The sequence below is a fragment of the Roseofilum reptotaenium CS-1145 genome, from assembly GCF_028330985.1.
GTDB lineage: Bacteria > Cyanobacteriota > Cyanobacteriia > Cyanobacteriales > Desertifilaceae > Roseofilum > Roseofilum reptotaenium.
Window position 1 is genome coordinate 119,514 of sequence record NZ_JAQMUE010000088.1, and the last position, 18,919, is coordinate 138,432.

The following is an 18,919-nucleotide window of genomic DNA, read 5'->3' on the forward strand; positions in this document are numbered from 1 at the left end:
CAGGGTAATAGTGAGACTTTCATCTGTCAAATCAATTAAATCTTAAAATAATCAGATCCAAAACGAAAGGAAAAAAACCAGTTTTCCCTATTCCTCACTCTCTTCCTCTACATTTAAAGTATCTTGATAGGGTAATTCTTCCCAGAGAACACGATAGACTTGTAGGGGATCTTTTTTACCTTTGACTTGTACAAGGGGTAAGCGTTCTACAGGAATTTGATGCGGGTTCAATTGGGCGAAAGTGCTGGCAGAAATGAGGATTTCATTCGCTTTAGCTTCACTACAAATGCGACTAGCTACATTCATCGTATCGCCAATATGGGCATATTGAATCAGGCGTTCTGTGCCAATGTTTCCGGAAGCCACTCGTCCGGTATTTAAACCAATGTGAATATGAATGGGATGATGGTTACGACGTTGGCGCTGGATATTCAGCCGTCTAACAGCCCATTGCATGGAAATAGCTGCTTTGACCGCTCGTTCTGCATCATCTTCTCTTTGATAAGGTGACCCCCAGACGGCAACTAAGGCATCGCCAATATATTTTTCTAGGGTTCCTTCATAGGGGAAGACAATTTCTTCGACCATCATACTGAAGTATTCATTGAGCATCTCAATCACTGCCCGGGGAGACATGAGGGAAGACATTTGCGTAAATTGACTGATATCGGAAAACAGGGCTGTAACTTCTGTGTCTACAATTTTGTTCAAGTTGCCTTCTTCCCGTAGTTTACGGCTGACAGCTTTGGGAAAAAATCGTTCTAGCTTGTCCCGAAGGACGGCTTCGGATTCCATTTTCTGATAGAGTTGACTATGATCGATCGCGATCGCTGCCTGGTTCGCTAAAGCAGTTAAGAATTCTACATCTTCATCGGAATAGACATTAGCCAAGGATAAATTATCCACGTATAACACCCCAATGACCGTATCGCGAGGCTTGAGAGGGGCACAAATCGAGGCATGAATACATTGACTAATGACCGAATCAGAATCACTAAACCGACGATCCATTTGGGCATCTGCCGTCATAATAGTTTGTTGTTTTTCACAAACATAATTTGTGATTTTTTTACTATAAAATTGATAGTCTGCATGAATACCGACTTGAGAATGTACCGCTTTAACTTGCAGCTTTTCGGTTTGCGGATCGATCAACAAAATAGCAGCGCGGTCAATCTGCATTAAATCCAACAGAATTTCTAAGATTTTTTTGAGTAACTTATCGAGTCTTTTGGGATAGGAGAGTTGTTTACTAACTTCTAACAAAAGTTTGAGTTTATCTTCTTTCCGTTTTTGTTCATCCTGTTCTCGCAATTTGAGTACGGTTAAGCATTGTTCTTGATCGGACAATAACTCAGGTATTCCCACGTTGCCTCGATCGAGAGAAAATTCTTTAATAATAGTGCGATGTTCCTCTGGATCTAAACCCATGTTTTCTTCAACAACTTCCAGTTGGTCTCGATATTGAAAGCTAATTTTACCGCAGCGAATGATATCCTTATCCTTGAGTAATTTACTATCAATTCGACTTTCATTAATAAAGGTATGATTACTGCTATTGAGGTCGCTCATCTCAACCCCACTCGGTGTCCAGTGAATTTCGGCATGATGGCGGGAAATACTGGCGTGACTAATCACGATCATGTTATCGAGCGATCGCCCCAGGCTATTGATTCCCCAACGCAGTTCATATAATTTTTCATCCTGACTATGGGGAGCGTAGATTAAGTACGGCATAGTGTTTTCATGCGGGATGATAAGGGATAAAATAAAGCCTGGAACAGACTTTAATCAAGTTTGAGGTGATTTTTATACTCAAGTATAGGCGATTTAAATAGCTTTGGCAAACAGGGTATACTGACGTATGGGTTGAGCATATCGATGGCTGATGTTTAGGGATGAATTACCTTGATACATAAGGGCATGAATTACGGATTTATAGCCTAACTTTTGGGCAATTTGATGACATTGCCACACCAAGAAACTCCCTAGCCCAGCGTAATCTTTTCGGGGCAAGATAGCAACGGTTTTCAGAATCACAGTCTCAACAGGTAAGTTCCGTTGTCTTAGGCAAAAATCCGGAAGAGCAAATAAAAAACCAACAATGGCGTTTCCTTGCTGCGCTAATACTACTAATTCTGGGTTAATGTAGCTACGGACTGGGTTATACTGCTCGATAAATTCGGACTCTGAGAGGGGTGTATATAAGAAATTTCGCGCAAATGCAATTCTAGAAACATGATAAATTTGACGGAGTTCTTCTTCCCACTTGTCCAAATTCAGGGGGCGAAGGGTAAGGTCGAGTTTTTTCAGGCGATCGCCGACTCGCTCTAAGCGACGATCGCCTTGATTTAAATCAGTGACTAAGGCAGAATAATAGCCAGCTAAAGGACTAAATCCAGCCTCTAGAATCTGTTCAACATAGTCTGGAGGATTGTTAGGTTCGAGAAAGAAAGCGGGATGCTCTCCTCGATCGGTAATCCAGCGATAATTGCGCCAAGTATTGCCATCAATAGGCGCAACGGCTAAAGTGCAATGGTGTTGCCCTAAAATCTCTAGACTACGACTCAATAAAGCTTTAGCGCTTTGACGATCTTGGGCAGCATAATGGCCAATTAATCCAAGGTTTTTTTGACCATAATTTGGCGTATTTTTCCACCAGAGGGAACAGCGAGCGACTAAGGTTTGATTGTGCAAAATTGCCAGATGTAGATCCGGTTGATGTTGCTTCAATTCAGTTGCACTGAGAGCAGAAATTCCGTCAACACTGGCTAAGATCTCTAGCTCAGATTCTCGATCAATTAAACGATAATCATACATAGAAAAATCCCCTTTACCCATGACCCATTACCCAAATGTTTAAGCTAATTGCCGATCCCAAAGCAACGATCGCCGATCGCCCGATCCACATCCACGTCTCATCTAGATTCCGGCAACTCCCTTGTAGGAGAGCAAAGACAATGGCGATTGGCCCCATGATCATGAATCCTTCTCCAGCATAGGCGATCGCCTGGCTGTCCCAGCCTTGAATCCATAAAAAAGGGACAAAAATTAACACCCATCCCTTCACCACAGAGCGCCCAATAAACCGCCAATTCGGTAATTGAGGATGAAATTGAGGTACAGCAATATCAATGATGGCTAGATGAGCCGCAAAGGCTAAGGTATAGGGATAAAAACAAAGGGTTTCACCCATGATTTTACCCAGTAATAACCATAAAATCCCGGTTGAGCCAATACTCAAAACTGCCCGCATGTCATGGCGACGTTCCTGGTATTGTTGAGTCCAAGGACAGAGTAAAGAATAGGCTAAAAATAGGATAACTGGAGCAATAAACCAGCGCCAATCTGCCAATACCCAAGTTAAATATCCGAACCAAGCACTCCCTAAAACAGCGCTATCATTGAGGGTCGTTCGGTGTCGCCAATTGAGGGTTAATAGGCCCACAATGAGGGTGAGAATGAGACGAAAACTGAGAGAGGGAATATCCATGGGCAGGAATAACTTTAACATGATCAATCCGCCGATGGGAATAAAGATATTATCCAATCCTTGCCAGGCGATCGCCTCTAAAACCATCACTTGCAAGCCTAGAATCACCGCAATTAATAGGCTTTCGGCTCGTCCTGTCTCCGTGAGCAGCAGTAAAGGAACATGGGTACTTAAAAAAGCTACTGTGAACAAGGCGATCGACCCTTCCGCACTTTTGTGTCCCTCCGAGGTACTATAGGTGTGCAATCCATAGCTCACCCCAATGAGTGCGGCAACTGCATCCCCAAGTGTCAGAAGGAGCATGGGAATCAGATAGTAGACCCAATTCCCTTGGGACAAGGTAAAAACCAAGGCAACTGAAAGGGGAAAATACACTTCTCCCCACGAGCTACGAGCTACGCCATCCGTTACGCTGCCCAACCGTTGATGAAAGTAGGGGATAAACTTAATACTGCATAAAAAGGCGATCGCGCCCATAGCCAAGCCAATTACCGGCAGGGGCGAATCAAATAACCAGGGAAAACTTAACGTTACTAACCCCATGCCCACATGAAGTAATTTACGCACCCATTCTGGATGTGGAGAGTACCGGTGCTGATACTCTCGCAACAGGAGCATCAAGCCGGCGAGAATCGATAAGACGAACAGTACACTCACCCAAGGAGGAAACATGGGGATTGATAGCGCTTCGCGCTAGGGAATAGGGAAAAAGTAGGTTTTACCGTATATCAATTGAAAATTAGAACTGAAAAATGATTTTATTTTAATTCTTCCGATGATTATTATCCAACTCAATCCTTGTGCCTGCCCATTGGAGCTTATTGCGGAGGGTGCGATAGTAGGAATGGTTTTCTTCGAGGATAATAAATTTGGCTTGATAATCAGCCATTCGCACATCAACACGATGACCTGGCCAAATGGCTGTACCCATGACTCCATCTGTCCAGAGTTTGGTACTTAAATCGTAGTCTGCCAGGGGCCAAACACTGACGATGCAGCCAGACGGAATAACAATAGGACGACTCGATAAACTTAACGGACAAATGGGAGTCACAGTCATGGCCTCCATTCCTTCATGAATGATCGGCCCATTGGCAGAGAGATTGTAACACGTTGAACCCGTGGGAGTGGAGACCAATAAACCATCCCCTTGATATTGATCGACGACTTCCCCATCGATCTCAATCTCTAGCTTCGAGGTAATCATGCGGTCATGGGAAGCCGGTTTAATGCAGATTTCATTCAACGCCAAAAAGCGATCGCTCACCGGAGGGATAAACCGCTGATTGCCTTCATAAACTGCTGCTTGGAGCATCATACGTCGTTGTATGGCGTAGCGATCGCCTTGCAACCGTTCCCAAACCCGTTGCGTATCATAAAAATTATCTGCCGACTCCGTTAAAAAACCTAAATTTCCCCCAATATTCACCGCTAAAATCGGGATACCTTCGGCTGCCAACTGTCGAGTGGCTGCCAGTGCCGTGCCATCTCCCCCCAAAACCACTGCCAGATCAATGGGTTCAGTCGCTGAAGCCAAAAATACAGGATATGGATTATCTTTAGCCCCCGATGGCCCCATCAGCACTCGACAACCCAAAGCATCCAACTCTTTCGCGCATCGTTCTGCCCATTTACGACTATCCGGGTCTCCTGCTTTATGGGAAATAATGACCTGTTTGAGTTCCACGATTCAATGAATAATTAACCTGAGTTCGGGATAAGCGATCGCTAGAAAATAATGAATACGAGCATCGGGTACGCTGACTTGTGAGAAATTATCAGCCTGATCCCTTCTCATAACTACCAGCTTAGAAGAACGGTTCTGCTATGTCGATGACTTTTGTCAAATATTTGAACCGGCTTAATTAACCATAGTAATTGAATCTCCTTCGACTAGCATTGATTGCTCCCAGACTTGAGTCCATCGCCCCACAGTAAAAATGCCTCACTCACGTTAAAATAAACCTGAATTACATCAGGTCAGGTAAGAGAATGGCACTAATTATCACAGGTAAGAAGCTAATTCGAGACTTAGAGAGCGAAGGCGCACTGGGCATGTATGTCCCCCTAGAAGGAGGAGAGGAAGGACGCTATATCCGCCGCGTCCGTGCAGCCGGTTATACACTACTGTCCCTAGACGCAAGAGGTTTAGGAGATTTATCCGCTTATTTAACTGGAGTGCATGGGGTACGTCCTCCCCACCTCGGTAAAAAGAGCAGTGGTAAAAAAGCCGCCGTCGGTGATGTCTACTTTATTCCGCCCATTATTCAAACCCAACTCGCTCAACTGCCTGCCAAGTCAAAGGGGCTACTGTTGTGGATTATCGAAGGTCATATCCTATCGTCAGAAGAACTCGGTTATCTAGCGGCGTTGCCTAGTCTAGAACCTAAGGTAAAACTGATTGTGGAATTAGGAGGCGATCGCGATGTTCGCTGGCTTCCTCTAAAACAAGCCCTCTAGAAAAAACGGTTTACCCATTACCCATTATCTACCCGCGCCAAGCGCTATCTATCAAGGAGATCATATCTATGGCAGAAGAGATTCTAAAAAACCGCGACTATACTCTAATTATCGACAAAAGTAATAGTATGTCGCTGCAAGATCAACCGGGAGGTAAAAGTCGGTGGCAAGCGGCCCAAGAATCTACATTTAAGGTAGCCCAATTCTGTGAAAAACTCGATCCAGATGGAATTACCGTTTATTTGTTTTCCGCTAACTTCCGCCGCTATGATAACGTCACGGCTAGTAAGGTAGAACAAGTTTTCCAAGAAAATACTCCCTCTGGAGTCACTAAGTTCGATCAAGTGCTTGAACATGCCCTCAATAATTATTTTGAGCGTAAAGCGGCTGGTCAAGCGAAAGAAAACGGAGAAACGTTTTTAGTGATTACCGATGGTATTGAAGGAGAAGAAGAAAAGAAAGGTGCCATTGCCTTAATTCGAGATGCCTCAAGCAAAATTGACCGCGATGAAGAGTTAGCTATTTCTTTTATCCAAGTAGGCAAAGATCCCAAAGTAACCGAGTTTCTTAAGGCTTTAGATGACCGGATGGTTGAAGTCGGTGCGAAATTCGACATTGTGGATACTGTTATCATGGAGGAAATGGAGTCCATGACCCTGACAGATGTATTGATGAATGCTATCTATGATTAGGGTTAGAGATTAGGGGATCATTGATCTCCTAGTGTATTGGGGAGGTTAGGTAGACAATGAGTTCTATTGATGATTTCTTGAATGAGTTGAAGGTTCAACATCAGCAGAAACAGCCCGGAGATCGCCAGCCTCCCCCTCTCGATCGCTTTCCTCAGCAGAACCAAGAGAATGAACCAATGGATGATTTGCTCTCTGATATTAAGTCTGGGTTTGTACATGGGAATGATGTAGAGGGAGAGGAAGTTGGGTTAGATGAGCTTCGCCAACGGTATCAGCAAGGAAAAAAAGCAGCTACTGCGGAGTCTCAAACTTCAGAATCGGATTTAGACGAGATTCGCCAACGATATCAACCTGAAAAAAAAGCGCCTACTGCGGACTCTGAACCTTCGGAATTAAATTTAGAACAGATTCGACAACGTTATACGGTGCAAAAACAACAGGGTTCTGAACACTCGAGTGGTAAAGGACAAGATTTAGAGCAGGTACGTTTAAGGGCGATGCAAATGCGATCGCAACTCGAAGCGCTAAAAGCATCTGCGGCTCAGACAGATGATGTACTCGATAATATGCGCGATCGCTATATCCAAAATCGTGCCATTGAACGCCAAAAACGAGAAGCGGCTCAACAGGAAGAAAAAAAACGCCGCCAGCAACGAGAAGCTCTCAAACCTCGTGCCAGGGAATGGTTGGCACGGCTCGATACCTACTCTGATGAGGGCTTTTGGTTTGATAGCTTTGCTCAAGGATATAGCGATCGCCTAGAAGCTGCTCTGGACTATCTACAAGCTCTGGAAGAATAGGGATAGGGAGATAGGGGGTTTTAATCCGATGATTAAAATTAAATCTCATTAGAGATTATTTGTACTACACAATATTTCTGTTATACTACAAATAATCTCACCTTAACTCTAGATCTCAATTTCAAGCAATTGAGATCTAGACTTTATCTATTGTGATTGTACACTTCCCCATTTTGGCCACAAGGCCTTATCTTAAAAGGGTGACTCAACTGTACCCTGCCCTAAACTCGATCGGGGATCGCCGCTGGTTCAAGCTTATCTGCGGGGCCAGTTACCAACATATCCCTGCTATTCGTAACCTAACGTTGGCTTACACCCTCGCGGGAGCCGACTGTATTGATGTGGCGGCCGATCCGGCCATTGTCGCCGTAGTTCAAGAGGCCATCTTTGCCGCCCGTAAACTCAAAACCGAAACCTGGCAACGCCAACTCGGTCAACCGGGCAAAACCCACGATCCCCTAATCATGGCTAGCCTGAACGACGGAGAAGATCCCCATTTTCGCAAAGCCGAATTTGACCCATCGTCATGTCCCCCAGACTGTCCCCGCCCCTGCGAAGCCGTCTGTCCTGCGCAAGCAATCCAACTGGCCATTCATCCAGAAATTGGTGTGATTGACCAACGTTGCTATGGTTGCGGCCGGTGTATCCCCATTTGTCCCCACAACCGAATTGTGACTCGCTCTTACATTTCCATGCCTCAAACCCTTGTTCCTCAACTTGTCGAGGCAGGGATTGATGCCTTAGAAATTCATACCCAGACCTCCCATTATACAGACTTCAAGCGTCTTTGGCAAGCGATCGCACCGCACACGGCATCCCTGCGGTTAATCGCCATTAGCTGTCCAGACGGCGATCGCCTCATCGACTATCTATGGTCTCTCCATGAACTCGTGCAACCCCTGCCCTGTCCTGTAATCTGGCAACTGGATGGTCGTCCCATGAGTGGGGATATCAGCTCCGGAACCACCCACCGTACCATCAAACTCGCCCAAAAAGTTATGGAATCCGGATTTCCAGGAGCCTTACAACTGGCAGGAGGAACGAACGACTATACCGTTCCCAAGCTCAAAAGCCTAGGACTCTTGGGAACCCCAGAGACAAACAAGCTTGGATCGACCTCATACCCATTGACCGATCTAAAATCCCCCATTATAGGTGTTGCCTATGGTAGTTATGCTCGTGTCCTACTCTCTCCCATTTTGGAACCCTTGGAGCCATCGGAAACCCAAACCGAATCTTTCCAGGGATTGGCCTATCCCCATATAGAAGACCATCCTGACCTTCTCTGGGCTGGGGTCAAGTTAGCCCATACCCTAATCTCTCAACTCAAACCCCCGCCCCCCTAAGCCAATCCTATTCCCCTATTAAATATCGATTTTATGAACGCTTTTGAACTGCCTCGGATACCTGAATCCTCCAACACTCAAATGCCCAAACAACCCTCGATGGATATGGCCGACGACTTAAAGCAATTGCTCGACATTTTACCGGTGACCATCCGCCACAATTTAGACAACCATACCAACTGCGGTCAACTGATTGAAGTTGTCCTGGATTTAGGTCGTCTCCCAGAGGCTCGATTTCCCAAACAAGCGGCTGAGTATATTACCGAAACTCCCGTAAGCCGAGAAGATATTCAATACTGTTTAGATCGAGTCGGTCACTTTGGTGGCGATAACCGGGCGGGTATCGAACAAACCCTGCATCGGATCAGTGCCATTCGCAACCGTACCGGAGACATTATTGGCTTGACCTTACGGGTGGGTCGAGCCGTCTTTGGCACGATTGGTATGATTCGGGATTTAGTCGAGCGTGGACAATCGATTCTAATGCTGGGTCGTCCCGGTGTGGGCAAAACTACGGCGCTGCGGGAAATTGCCAGGGTATTGGCCGATGAACTTGATAAGCGCGTCGTGATTATTGACACCTCTAATGAAATTGCGGGTGATGGAGATATTCCCCATCCTGCCATCGGTCGCGCTCGACGGATGCAAGTGGCTCGTCCAGAACTTCAGCATCAAGTGATGATTGAAGCCGTGGAAAACCACATGCCCGAAGTGATTGTGATTGATGAAATCGGCACGGAACTAGAGGCCTTAGCCGCTCGGACGATCGCCGAACGGGGAGTCATGTTAGTGGGAACCGCTCACGGGAATCAACTGGAAAACCTGATTAAAAACCCGACTCTTTCCGATTTAGTCGGTGGCATTCAAGCCGTTACCCTAGGCGATGATGAAGCTCGGCGACGGGGGTCACAAAAAACAGTTTTAGAGCGCAAGTCCCCCCCTACGTTCGAGATTGCCATTGAAATGCAAGAGCGTCAACGGTGGATTGTCCACGAACAAGTTGATGACATGATCGATGGTTTATTGCGCGGCCGACAACCGACTCCCCAAGTGCGTACCGTCAATGAGCAAGGGGAAGTGGTGATTAGCCATGAAACCACAGAAAATGGGTTAGCCATTCAACGGCCTACAGGTCGCCGTTCTGGTCATCATGGCCAATCTAATCATCTCACTCCAGTGCCTTTATCTAATAGTGCGGTAGGAGAGACTCAAGGGTGGTCAAAGGCTCAGGGGGTCAAGGGTTGGCGCAGTCAGGGTCATATGTTCCCGGTCTCCAATGATTCTAAATATGCTTCTTTTCCGCAAGCGGTTTCCCCAGAGCAAGAGTCGTTTCATCAGATGTTGGAAGATTCCTTTAGTCGCACTGGAGAACAAGAGCGACCTACCGGGCCTAATGGAGAGGATTGGCCGTTGCATATCTACCCCTATGGGATTAGTCGCCATCAATTGGAGCAGGTGATTCGCACGTTGAATATACCGGTATTGCTGACCAAGGATATTGATGGTGCGGATGCGGTGTTGGCGTTGCGATCGCATCTGAAAAACCAAGGGAAACTCAAACAAATGGCCAGATCCCGCCATCTACCGGTACATACGCTCAAGTCGAACACGGTTCCCCAGATGATTCGCACCCTGCAACGACTGCTGGATCTCGATACCTCCCATGTCAATGAGGCGATCGACTTAAATCTCTTTGCCCACAGTGGTGCAGAAGATGAGTTAGAAGCTCTCGAAGAAGCACGCTTGGCTGTAGAACAGATTGTGATTCCCAAGGGACAACCGGTAGAACTGCTGCCCCGCTCTGGAAAAGTTCGCAAGATGCAACATGAGCTAGTGGAGCATTATCGGCTCAAATCCGATAGTTTCGGTGAAGAACCCAATCGCCGTCTACGGATTTATCCGGCTTGAGGCTTACAGTGCTTTACTTGCGTTATGGAAGGCAGGGTTGAATGTTCAAAACCTTGTACACAAGTAGGGGCAAAAAAATTTTTTTCCCTACTGCCTATTGCCTAGCGCTTCACGCTATAAGTCAGACAGGAGTAAGATCTCAAAACTCAACCTTACTCCTGCTTGACTGATTAAAGCAACTGATGATATAGTTGTAAACCGGTAGGTAAATCACCTATTTCCCATCAGTTTCACCTGGAGAGGTGGCCGAGTGGTTGAAGGCGCGACACTGGAAATGTCGTTTAGTGGAAACGCTAACGAGGGTTCGAATCCCTCTCTCTCCGTATTAAATAAAACTTACCCAAACTAGAGTCTCGCTTTCGTGAGCGCGATCGCTCAACGGTTATTTACACATATTTCAAACAAAGTTTTTTTACTATAGTCAATTCAAATAACAGTGAGACATTTTTGTAGGGGCGAAAAATTTTTCGCCCCTACAAATACCGTTATATACCGTTATTGTAGACTCTCTTAGAGTGTCTCAGTGTTAATTAAATCAACTATATCACCCTAAGCCTTTCTACGCTTCGCTGAACGACGGGGTTTCAGACCCAAAATTTTCGATGATTTTTGTGAAAATCATGATATGGTTAGTGTTTGGGGTTTAAATCCTCCAGGGCGCGTTAGCCCCTGATCTTGGCCAGTCTGTCATCAAGTCCCGCTTAGGACTGCCAGAACTGGCTGAAAGGAAGTGGTGTAAAGGTCGTAAAAATCAAGACAGGTTCGCTAGACTGGAGATTAACGTCAGGGTAAAGAAAGAGAAACCCATGCTCAATAACATGGGAAGAACTCAATCCTCACCCCATCACTCAATCAGAAGGGAGATCCAAACACTGTGGCCAAAAAAGAAACCGCACAAGTACCAGAAAAAACAGACAATCCCGTAGAGGTTACCCAGAAATTTCTGCAAGGAACGCAAGACGAACTGCAAAAAGTTGTTTGGCCTTCTCGCCAACAACTAATCAGTGAGTCTGTTGCTGTAATGTCCATGGTTGGATTATTTGCCTTCCTGATCTTTGCAGTCGATAAACTATTTATTTGGACAGCCAGTCAGGTATTTTGATCATGGTATCAGAGGAGTCTTTCGAGTCTAACCCCAGAGAAACAGACCTCCAGGAAACCGACAACAAACCGGCTGAAAAACCCAGATGGTATGCTGTACAGGTTGCTTCCGGTTGTGAAAAGCGGGTTAAAAATAACCTCGAACAACGTAAGCAAACTCTCAACGTAGCTAACCGCATTCTGGAAGTTAAAATTCCGGAAAAATCAACGGTTCAATTCCGTAAGGGAGGAAAATCTCAACAGACGGTAGAAAAAGTCCTTCCTGGGTACGTCTTGATCCATATGGTTCTGGACGATGAAACTTGGCCTGTAGTCAAAAACACCCCCAATGTGATTAACTTTGTAGGGGCAGAACAAAAACGTCGCTACGGTCGAGGACGGGGGCATGTTAAACCCCTTCCCCTGAGTCCAACAGAAGTCGAGCGTATGTTCAAACAGACCCAGGAAGATAAAACAGTGGTCAAAATTGATATGGCCCCTGGTGACAAAATCCTGGTTTTATCTGGGCCATTTAAAGATTTTGAAGGAGAAGTGATTGAGGTGAGTCCGGAACGGAGCAAACTCAAAGCCCTCCTTTCTATTTTTGGTCGAGATACCCCAGTTGAACTAGAGTTCAATCAAGTGGAAAAACAATAAAGTCAATTTAGGATGATTGCCAATGGCTAAAAAAGTTGTTGCTCTGATTAAATTAGCTTTACCTGCGGGTAAAGCTAACCCTGCACCTCCGGTTGGTCCCGCACTGGGTCAACATGGGGTGAATATCATGATGTTCTGCAAAGAATATAATGCGAAAACGGCCGATCAACCTGGAATGGTGATTCCCGTTGAAATCTCTGTTTATGAAGACCGCAGTTTTACCTTTGTTCTCAAAACCCCTCCTGCTTCGGTGCTAATTAAAAAAGCGGCCAAAATTGAGAGAGGTTCTGCCGAACCCAACAAACAAAAAGTAGGAAGCATTACCCGCGCCCAACTGCAAGAAATTGCCCAAACCAAAATGCCTGATTTGAATGCTAATGATATCGAGGCAGCTATGAATATTGTGGCCGGAACTGCCCGAAATATGGGAGTCAAAGTGGTGGACTAGAAGAAGTTTTCTTCTTGTGCTATCATAATAAAATTGTCTACTCTTAAGACAACTGTAATTGAACTAAAGCGGGGGAGAAGTCAAACCTTCGTTACCCACCCCAGGAGATCCAAAAAAACATGCCTACAAAGCGATCGCGTAGACTGCAGGAGCTGTACAAAAAAGTAGAAGAGCGGCCCTATGAACCCTTAGAGGCTATCCAGTTACTCAAAGAGACAGCCACAGCCAAATTCCCAGAATCGGCAGAAGCCCACATTCGCCTAGGAATTGATCCCAAATATACTGACCAGCAATTAAGAACGACTGTAGTTTTACCTAAAGGAACAGGGCAAACGGTTCGAGTCGCTGTTATTGCTAGAGGGGAAAAAGTCTCAGAAGCCTCCAGTGCTGGAGCAGATGTCTTTGGTTCGGAAGAACTGATTGATGAGATCCAAAAAGGACGTATGGACTTCGATCGCCTCATTGCCACTCCAGACATGATGCCTAAAGTGGCAAAACTCGGTCGTTTACTGGGGCCCCGTGGATTGATGCCTTCACCGAAAGCGGGAACAGTAACCTTGGATGTGGCTCAAGCCATTTCTGAAGTCAAAGCGGGTAAACTCGAATTCCGGGCAGACCGTACCGGGATCGTCCATATCCTATTTGGTAAAGCCGCGTTTAGTGCGGAAGATCTCTTGGAAAACCTCAAAGCCATCCAGGAAACGATCGATCGCAACAAACCGTCTGGTGCTAAAGGCCGATACTGGCGCACCGTTTATGTTTGTGCCACTATGGGTCCGCCCATTGAGGTCGATACTTCCCTCTTACGAGACCTCAAAGTTGGTGAAGCTGCCTAACTTGTGCAACTTGCAATGCATCTAAAACTCTAAACCTCTGAATTTTTTATATCGATTCAGCCCAAGATAGCAGGTGCTTACTGCTTAATTTCCTGCCGAGGCCCATCGAAAGTGTTCTTTAATTTCCCATTACCAGGTCAGTCTAGTCTGGTTGGGTCGATCATTTTCGCTAGCAACGCCCCGGCTACCCCGTCGGGGCATTGCTTTTGGGCAACTAATGCCAAAGTCGGAGTAATGTCTGACTCAGACCATGGAGGTAACACATCAATGGGGAGAACCCTAGAAAATAAAAAGGCGATCCTCGCCGAACTTCAAGAAAGCTTGAAGGATGCCCAACTCGCTGTTGTCATTGACTACAAAGGTCTGTCTGTTGCTGAAATCACTGATTTACGGCGACAACTACGCCCAACAGGAACCACCTGTAAGGTAACCAAGAATACCCTGATGCGTAAAGCCGTAGAAGGGGATGAAGCTTGGGAACCGATGAAGGAGTTCCTTTCCGATGCTTCAGCCTTTCTGCTGGTTAAAGACGATATTGGTGGGGCAATTAAAGCCTACCAAGGCTTTCAAAAAGCCACCAAGAAAACTATTCTTCGGGGTGGGGTCATGGAAGGCCGTGCCCTCTCCGAGGAAGAAATTAAAGCCATTGGTGAGTTGCCCTCTAAAGAGGAACTCATTGCTCAAATTGCTGGGGCAATCAATGGTGTGGCGACCAAACTGGCGGTTGGAATTAATCAAGTTCCATCCTCTATTGCCCGTGGCCTTCAGGCCTACGTGGACAAAGAAGGAGGGGATGCTGGCAGTGATGCTGCTTAGAATCCCCTTCACCTGATCGTAAATGACTAATACGGAGTATACCTAACTATGTCTGCTGTTACTGACGAAATTCTGGAAAAACTGAAAACCCTTTCTCTGCTCGAAGCTTCTGAATTGGTTAAGCAAATCGAAGAAGCCTTTGGGGTGAGTGCTGCGGCGAGCGGTGGCATGATGATGATGGCTCCTGGCCCTAATGCTGTGGCTCCGACTGAGGAAGCAGAAGAGAAAACTGAATTTGATGTGATTCTCGAAGAAGTTCCTGCTGATAAGAAGATTGCCATTCTTAAAGTGGTTCGCGCCCTTACTGGCTTGGGTCTGAAGGAAGCCAAGGAAATGGTCGAATCTGCGCCTAAACCGATTAAAGAGGCAGTGGCTAAGGATGCGGCAGAAGATGCGAAGAAGCAGCTTGAGGAAGCAGGCGCTAAAGTTAGCATTAAATAGAGAACCATTGGCCTGAATTGATATACTTTGAGGGGGGATTCAATCCCCTCTTTTCTTTTATTTAGACTCTTGTTTTCTCTCTGTGGGCTTTTTGTATGACGACTCGCAATCCAGTTTTACTCATTCATGGCATTGATGACACTGGAGCGGTGTTTAGGAAAATGGCTGCGGTGTTAGAGCGTCAAGGATGGTTGACTCATGCCCTAGATTTAGTTCCCAACAATGGCAAAGTGGGTTTAGATCGATTAGCTGAACAGATTCAAGGGTATGTAGAGCGAACGTTTAGCCAAGATACACACCTCGATATAGTTGCCTTTAGTATGGGCGGAATCATTAGCCGGTACTATTTACAGCGCTTGGGAGGGTTAGAGCGATGCGATCGCTTCATTACGTTATCGTCTCCCCATCATGGTAGCTTAATGTCCTACGTGCGACAAAATCCTGGTTGCTTGCAAATGCGCCCCAAGAGCCAGTTTTTGCAAGATTTAAACCGAGATTTCGATCAACTGAACTCCGTTCAATTTACCTCCATTTGGACACCCAACGATTTAATGATTTTGCCTGCTAAAAGTTCCAATGTTCCTGTGGGGAAAAACATCACGGTTCCTGTTCTGATTCATCCTTGGATGTTAACGGACGATCGCATCATTGAGTTAGTGGGTCAATACCTGAAGAAAACAGGAGTGGGTTAGGACAGTTACAGCGCTTTGCTTGCGTTATGAGGGACAGTGTTGAATCCTTTCTCTCCATGTACCACAACCCTATTCCCTATTCCCCAGCGCAAAGTGCTCGAATTCGGTTACATCGTTGTTCATAAATGGAATCACTGAGAACAGGAGAGAGCCGATCGCCAGAAATCGCAGTTTGTAGATCGATCCAAGATTTACAGCCGCCATAACTCGCATCGTAGGGCACGATCGCCGGTTCTGGTAAGCGATAAACCCTTAGGAGGAGAAGAGAGAGCGGTTTTTGAGGTTTCCAGCGCAGGCGATCGCCAATAAAGTCTTCAGTCCAAATCTGTTCAGCAAACAAGTTTTGAAATAATCCCTGAATTTGCTCCGGTTCCGTGAGTTCTAAAACATCGGTAACCTTTGCCCCACTACTAATGGTAATTTTATCAGGATGCCATCCAGAAGGAACCGGCTTAACTTGAGCCGCATAGACCGATTTGAGCAAAGAAGGTTTTTGATGCTCATAAGTCGGATAGAGCCACACCCAATCCCGATCTACCTGAAAGCGTTTTTCGGTTTCTTGAATGCCTCCTTTGCGCCAAAGGCAGATGATTTCGCCCGTTTCTAAGGCTTGGATGGCGATCGCCCATTCTTTTAAGGCACGAGTTGACAACACCATACTTAATTGATCCTCAAAATGAACTTACGGAATCGGTAAACGGACTACAAACGTTGTGCCTTGGGTCGCGTCAGGTGGATAGGCGGCTGGACTAAAAACGTTTAGGCTTCCCTGCATTTGTTCGGTTAAATCTTTGGCGATCGCCAAACCTAAACCCGTTCCAGGAATCTCCCCCTCAGCTTGAACCCCTCGATAATGGCGCTTAAACACCTCGGGGAGATCCTCTTGGGGAATCCCTGGGCCGGTATCACTAATGGCCATCAACAGTTGATTTTGAGTCTCGTGAGCCGTGACCTGTAGATAGATCGTTCCTGGAGCGGGGGTGTATTTAATTGCATTTTCTAAAAGATTATTCAAAACTTCCGTCAACGCCGTGGGATCGACTTCAATGAGCGGTAAATTAGCCGGCATTTGACAATTGAGACCCAATCCCTTTTCTTGAGCGATCGCCTCAATAGACGGTAAAAGAGCGTCTAAAATGTCTTCAATGGCGCACGATTGAAGCGTGAGGGAAATCTCACCTAGGGAAGCCGGAAGTTGAGGTACAGAGGAAGGACTTGCACTCAACAGTCGTTGTTCTGAAAGATTCTCCCCATTCAGAGTGTTTCCCGACACTTCTAGAGAATCCATCGATTGGTTAAAATGTTGCAGCAAATCCTGGAGGCGAGTACTTTCGCGCAGAAGATTTTCGGCGATCGCCCGATTCGGATCGGCAGCAGGCAATCGTTTGAGCAGCAGTTTCCCAAAAGTTCGCAGAGCGGTTAGAGGATTACGGAATTGATGGAGAAAATTATGGAACAGTTCATGACGCTTCGTTTGCAGCTTACTCTGTTGTTGATAGCGATGTTCAGACCATTGACCCCGTTGATCCAACAAACAGGCGATCGCCAATGTATTGGTAATATGTTGAATTTGTTCTCGCTCGAGTTCATTCCATTGCCGATCCTCCCGTTGGGTGACTAAAAACCCCATCAACATTTTTTGTTTGACCAGCGGTAGGATCAGTTGATGAGGTTGCGGCAGTACTTGCGATGCGGCTGATTCTAGCTGCGGATCGAGGGGATCGGGTAAAGAAGGAGCAAGACCTTGCAAGTATCCCTCATAGGGAAGAAAAGAGATCGGCTTCAACTCCGTCCAAGGAGTTGCCCGATCCGGGTAAGCGGCGATCGGAATCAGTTGGGTAAACGACCGGTCTAGATGATGTTCCGTCAGATAAACTGCACTCAAAGATGCTCCCAACGATTGGGTCAACAAGGAGATTTGCGATCGACACAGTTCAATAAAGTCCGAACTGGCAGGCCTTAACATGAGGATAGAACTTAAGCGGGGACGTTAGGAATTCACAACATTACACATTTAAGGAATACCCAAATTGAATTCCATTTTCCCTATTGTAGTGGTTTCCGCGACTTCAGTAGCTTTAACCGGTTCTACCGATGGGGATCTGCATAGGGATCGCGTCAGTATGATTAGGGAATTTTGTTGATTTATCTTAAGACTGATTGATTTTTTTCATAGAAACCGATATAATCTGCACGTATTTTGTAACCACAACTACATCTGTCTGCTAAAAGGGGAGGTAAGGAGATTTGGCTAGGAGACGTAAGCGCAAAAGTCGTCGTCGCCAGGAAGGACGGCGTATCCTCGAACAAGTTCCTCAGTATAGCATTGAAAGCGGAGAAGATAAACCCGTAACAGCAGCTCGAAAATTTATTCGCGCTCAAGGGATTATCCCACCCGCTTTATTATTGGTCAAGCGGAATGAGCATACCACGGATCGGTATTTTTGGGCAGAAAAAGGTTTATTTGGCGCTCAATATGTTGAGGAAAACCATTTTCTGTTTCCCAGTCTGAAACATCCGGATGACCTGCAACCCCCATCAATGCTACTGGGAGCTATCATAACTGAAGCCAAACAAGTTGATACACCTTATCCGATCGGATAGCAGCGTGTCAAGCTTCAGGTAACTCAGGGAGCTTATGAGGCAGAGTTTCAGCTTAACTCTGCCTCATTACAAAGCAAAGATTGTAAGGCTTTCTGAAGTTCAGCGAGTTCATCTCGGTGCGCTCTGACCGCAATCAGACTTTGCGCCACTTCCGTGGATGGCTCAAGAGATTGAACTTGTAGCTCCACTTGTTCAGTGCGATAAGCGCCCTTCCAGTAGAAAAGACCTGCACCCGGGGCAAGGAAGACGATCGCCCATAGGATTGGGGGAAAGTCAGACCATACGGTAGAGATTACAAGATTACCACAAAGTAGGCCAAGAGTAGCTAAAAAAGAGAGAAAAATGGCTAAAAACCAACTGGGTTGAACAGTTCCCTCAAAGGTGATTTTCTGGGTTTGGCTCTCTAGAGCTGTAACCTGGTAGGCTCGGTTGTCAAAATAGGTTTGCAGTTGGGGAAGTAATTCTTCTTCTGTGACGTTAGCTATGAGGGTGATTTCTTCTGTTCGGTCTTTAACGGAGGCTCGAATAAAGAAAAAGAGACCGATACACAGCAGAAGGGTCAGGATTAGGAGGGGAATTAAGGCAGGATTTTCGCCGATCATGTCAGGGTTTAAAGTATAGAAGACGTTTTCAGTATTTTACGATG

The 18,919-nt window shown here is 46.0% G+C and carries 20 protein-coding genes and 1 tRNA gene; 14 read left to right on the forward strand and 7 right to left on the reverse strand.

The features are described 5' to 3' along the window. Positions 1-87: 87 nt before the first annotated feature. The 4 genes from PN466_RS20055 to PN466_RS20070 form a co-directional block, all read right to left on the reverse strand. Entirely contained in the window at positions 88-1,737 is a 1,650-nt protein-coding gene (locus PN466_RS20055; protein ID WP_271942987.1) for an adenylate/guanylate cyclase domain-containing protein, read from the reverse strand. Between the two features lie 93 nt (positions 1,738-1,830). Further along, on the reverse strand, positions 1,831-2,820 hold the full coding sequence (locus tag PN466_RS20060) for an N-acetyltransferase (RefSeq protein WP_271942989.1): 990 nt from the start codon (positions 2,818-2,820) through the stop codon (positions 1,831-1,833). Between the two features lie 13 nt (positions 2,821-2,833). Further along, positions 2,834-4,165, reverse strand: a complete 1,332-nt coding sequence (locus PN466_RS20065) for a diacylglycerol/polyprenol kinase family protein (protein WP_271942992.1) — start codon at positions 4,163-4,165, stop codon at positions 2,834-2,836. Between the two features lie 91 nt (positions 4,166-4,256). Beyond that, entirely contained in the window at positions 4,257-5,180 is a 924-nt protein-coding gene (locus tag PN466_RS20070) for an NAD(+) kinase (RefSeq protein WP_271942995.1), read from the reverse strand. A 305-nt stretch (positions 5,181-5,485) separates the two neighbouring features. On the opposite strand from PN466_RS20070, the gene ndhN reads away from it, so the two are divergent. The 13 genes from ndhN to PN466_RS20135 all read left to right on the forward strand — a co-directional run bounded on the left by ndhN (position 5,486) and on the right by PN466_RS20135 (position 15,669). Continuing rightward, positions 5,486-5,953 (forward strand): NAD(P)H-quinone oxidoreductase subunit N, encoded by a 468-nt coding sequence (gene ndhN / locus PN466_RS20075; protein ID WP_271942999.1) that lies wholly within the window; start codon positions 5,486-5,488, stop codon positions 5,951-5,953. 68 nt (positions 5,954-6,021) lie between these two features. Then, positions 6,022-6,645, forward strand: coding sequence for a VWA domain-containing protein (locus PN466_RS20080; protein ID WP_278003160.1), 624 nt, complete (start codon positions 6,022-6,024; stop codon positions 6,643-6,645). Positions 6,646-6,701: 56 nt separating this feature from the next. Continuing rightward, positions 6,702-7,445: a salt stress protein, Slr1339 family gene (locus tag PN466_RS20085; RefSeq protein ID WP_271943002.1), complete on the forward strand. Its 744-nt coding sequence runs from the start codon at positions 6,702-6,704 to the stop codon at positions 7,443-7,445. A 200-nt stretch (positions 7,446-7,645) separates the two neighbouring features. Beyond that, entirely contained in the window at positions 7,646-8,791 is a 1,146-nt protein-coding gene (gene ldpA, locus PN466_RS20090; RefSeq protein WP_271943005.1) for a circadian clock protein LdpA, read from the forward strand. A 99-nt stretch (positions 8,792-8,890) separates the two neighbouring features. After that, positions 8,891-10,699, forward strand: coding sequence for a R3H domain-containing nucleic acid-binding protein (locus PN466_RS20095; protein WP_271943202.1), 1,809 nt, complete (start codon positions 8,891-8,893; stop codon positions 10,697-10,699). A gap of 236 nt (positions 10,700-10,935) precedes the next feature. Continuing rightward, a tRNA-Ser gene (locus PN466_RS20100) sits at positions 10,936-11,022 on the forward strand. Positions 11,023-11,573: 551 nt separating this feature from the next. Beyond that, positions 11,574-11,801 carry a preprotein translocase subunit SecE gene (gene secE / locus PN466_RS20105; protein WP_271943008.1) on the forward strand — a complete coding sequence of 76 codons (228 nt, stop codon included), beginning with the start codon at positions 11,574-11,576 and terminating at the stop codon, positions 11,799-11,801. Beyond that, positions 11,801-12,436, forward strand: coding sequence for a transcription termination/antitermination protein NusG (gene nusG, locus PN466_RS20110; RefSeq protein ID WP_390890045.1), 636 nt, complete (start codon positions 11,801-11,803; stop codon positions 12,434-12,436). Before secE ends, nusG begins: the two co-directional genes overlap by 1 nt. A gap of 22 nt (positions 12,437-12,458) precedes the next feature. Then, positions 12,459-12,884 carry a 50S ribosomal protein L11 gene (rplK, locus tag PN466_RS20115; protein WP_271943014.1) on the forward strand — a complete coding sequence of 142 codons (426 nt, stop codon included), beginning with the start codon at positions 12,459-12,461 and terminating at the stop codon, positions 12,882-12,884. A gap of 119 nt (positions 12,885-13,003) precedes the next feature. Beyond that, positions 13,004-13,720: a 50S ribosomal protein L1 gene (gene rplA, locus PN466_RS20120; protein WP_271943017.1), complete on the forward strand. Its 717-nt coding sequence runs from the start codon at positions 13,004-13,006 to the stop codon at positions 13,718-13,720. A gap of 267 nt (positions 13,721-13,987) precedes the next feature. Then, positions 13,988-14,536 (forward strand): 50S ribosomal protein L10, encoded by a 549-nt coding sequence (rplJ, locus tag PN466_RS20125; RefSeq protein WP_271943204.1) that lies wholly within the window; start codon positions 13,988-13,990, stop codon positions 14,534-14,536. 48 nt (positions 14,537-14,584) lie between these two features. After that, positions 14,585-14,977: a 50S ribosomal protein L7/L12 gene (rplL, locus tag PN466_RS20130; RefSeq protein WP_271943019.1), complete on the forward strand. Its 393-nt coding sequence runs from the start codon at positions 14,585-14,587 to the stop codon at positions 14,975-14,977. Positions 14,978-15,072: 95 nt separating this feature from the next. Next, entirely contained in the window at positions 15,073-15,669 is a 597-nt protein-coding gene (locus PN466_RS20135) for an esterase/lipase family protein (RefSeq protein ID WP_271943022.1), read from the forward strand. Positions 15,670-15,745: 76 nt separating this feature from the next. Here PN466_RS20135 and PN466_RS20140 read toward each other — a convergent pair whose 3' ends face one another. Next, positions 15,746-16,327, reverse strand: a complete 582-nt coding sequence (locus PN466_RS20140; RefSeq protein ID WP_271943025.1) for a DUF1802 family protein — start codon at positions 16,325-16,327, stop codon at positions 15,746-15,748. Between the two features lie 24 nt (positions 16,328-16,351). Further along, positions 16,352-17,635, reverse strand: coding sequence for a sensor histidine kinase (locus PN466_RS20145; RefSeq protein WP_271943028.1), 1,284 nt, complete (start codon positions 17,633-17,635; stop codon positions 16,352-16,354). Positions 17,636-17,916: 281 nt separating this feature from the next. Here PN466_RS20145 and PN466_RS20150 point away from each other — a divergent pair, with 281 nt between their 5' ends. Further along, positions 17,917-18,273, forward strand: a complete 357-nt coding sequence (locus PN466_RS20150) for a DUF3155 domain-containing protein (RefSeq protein ID WP_271943030.1) — start codon at positions 17,917-17,919, stop codon at positions 18,271-18,273. Between the two features lie 47 nt (positions 18,274-18,320). Here the strand turns inward: PN466_RS20150 and PN466_RS20155 are convergent, their stop codons facing one another. After that, the gene (locus tag PN466_RS20155) at positions 18,321-18,875 is read right to left on the reverse strand and encodes a cofactor assembly of complex C subunit B (RefSeq protein WP_271943033.1); all 555 of its coding nucleotides are present in this window, start codon (positions 18,873-18,875) and stop codon (positions 18,321-18,323) included. Positions 18,876-18,919: the final 44 nt, after the last annotated feature.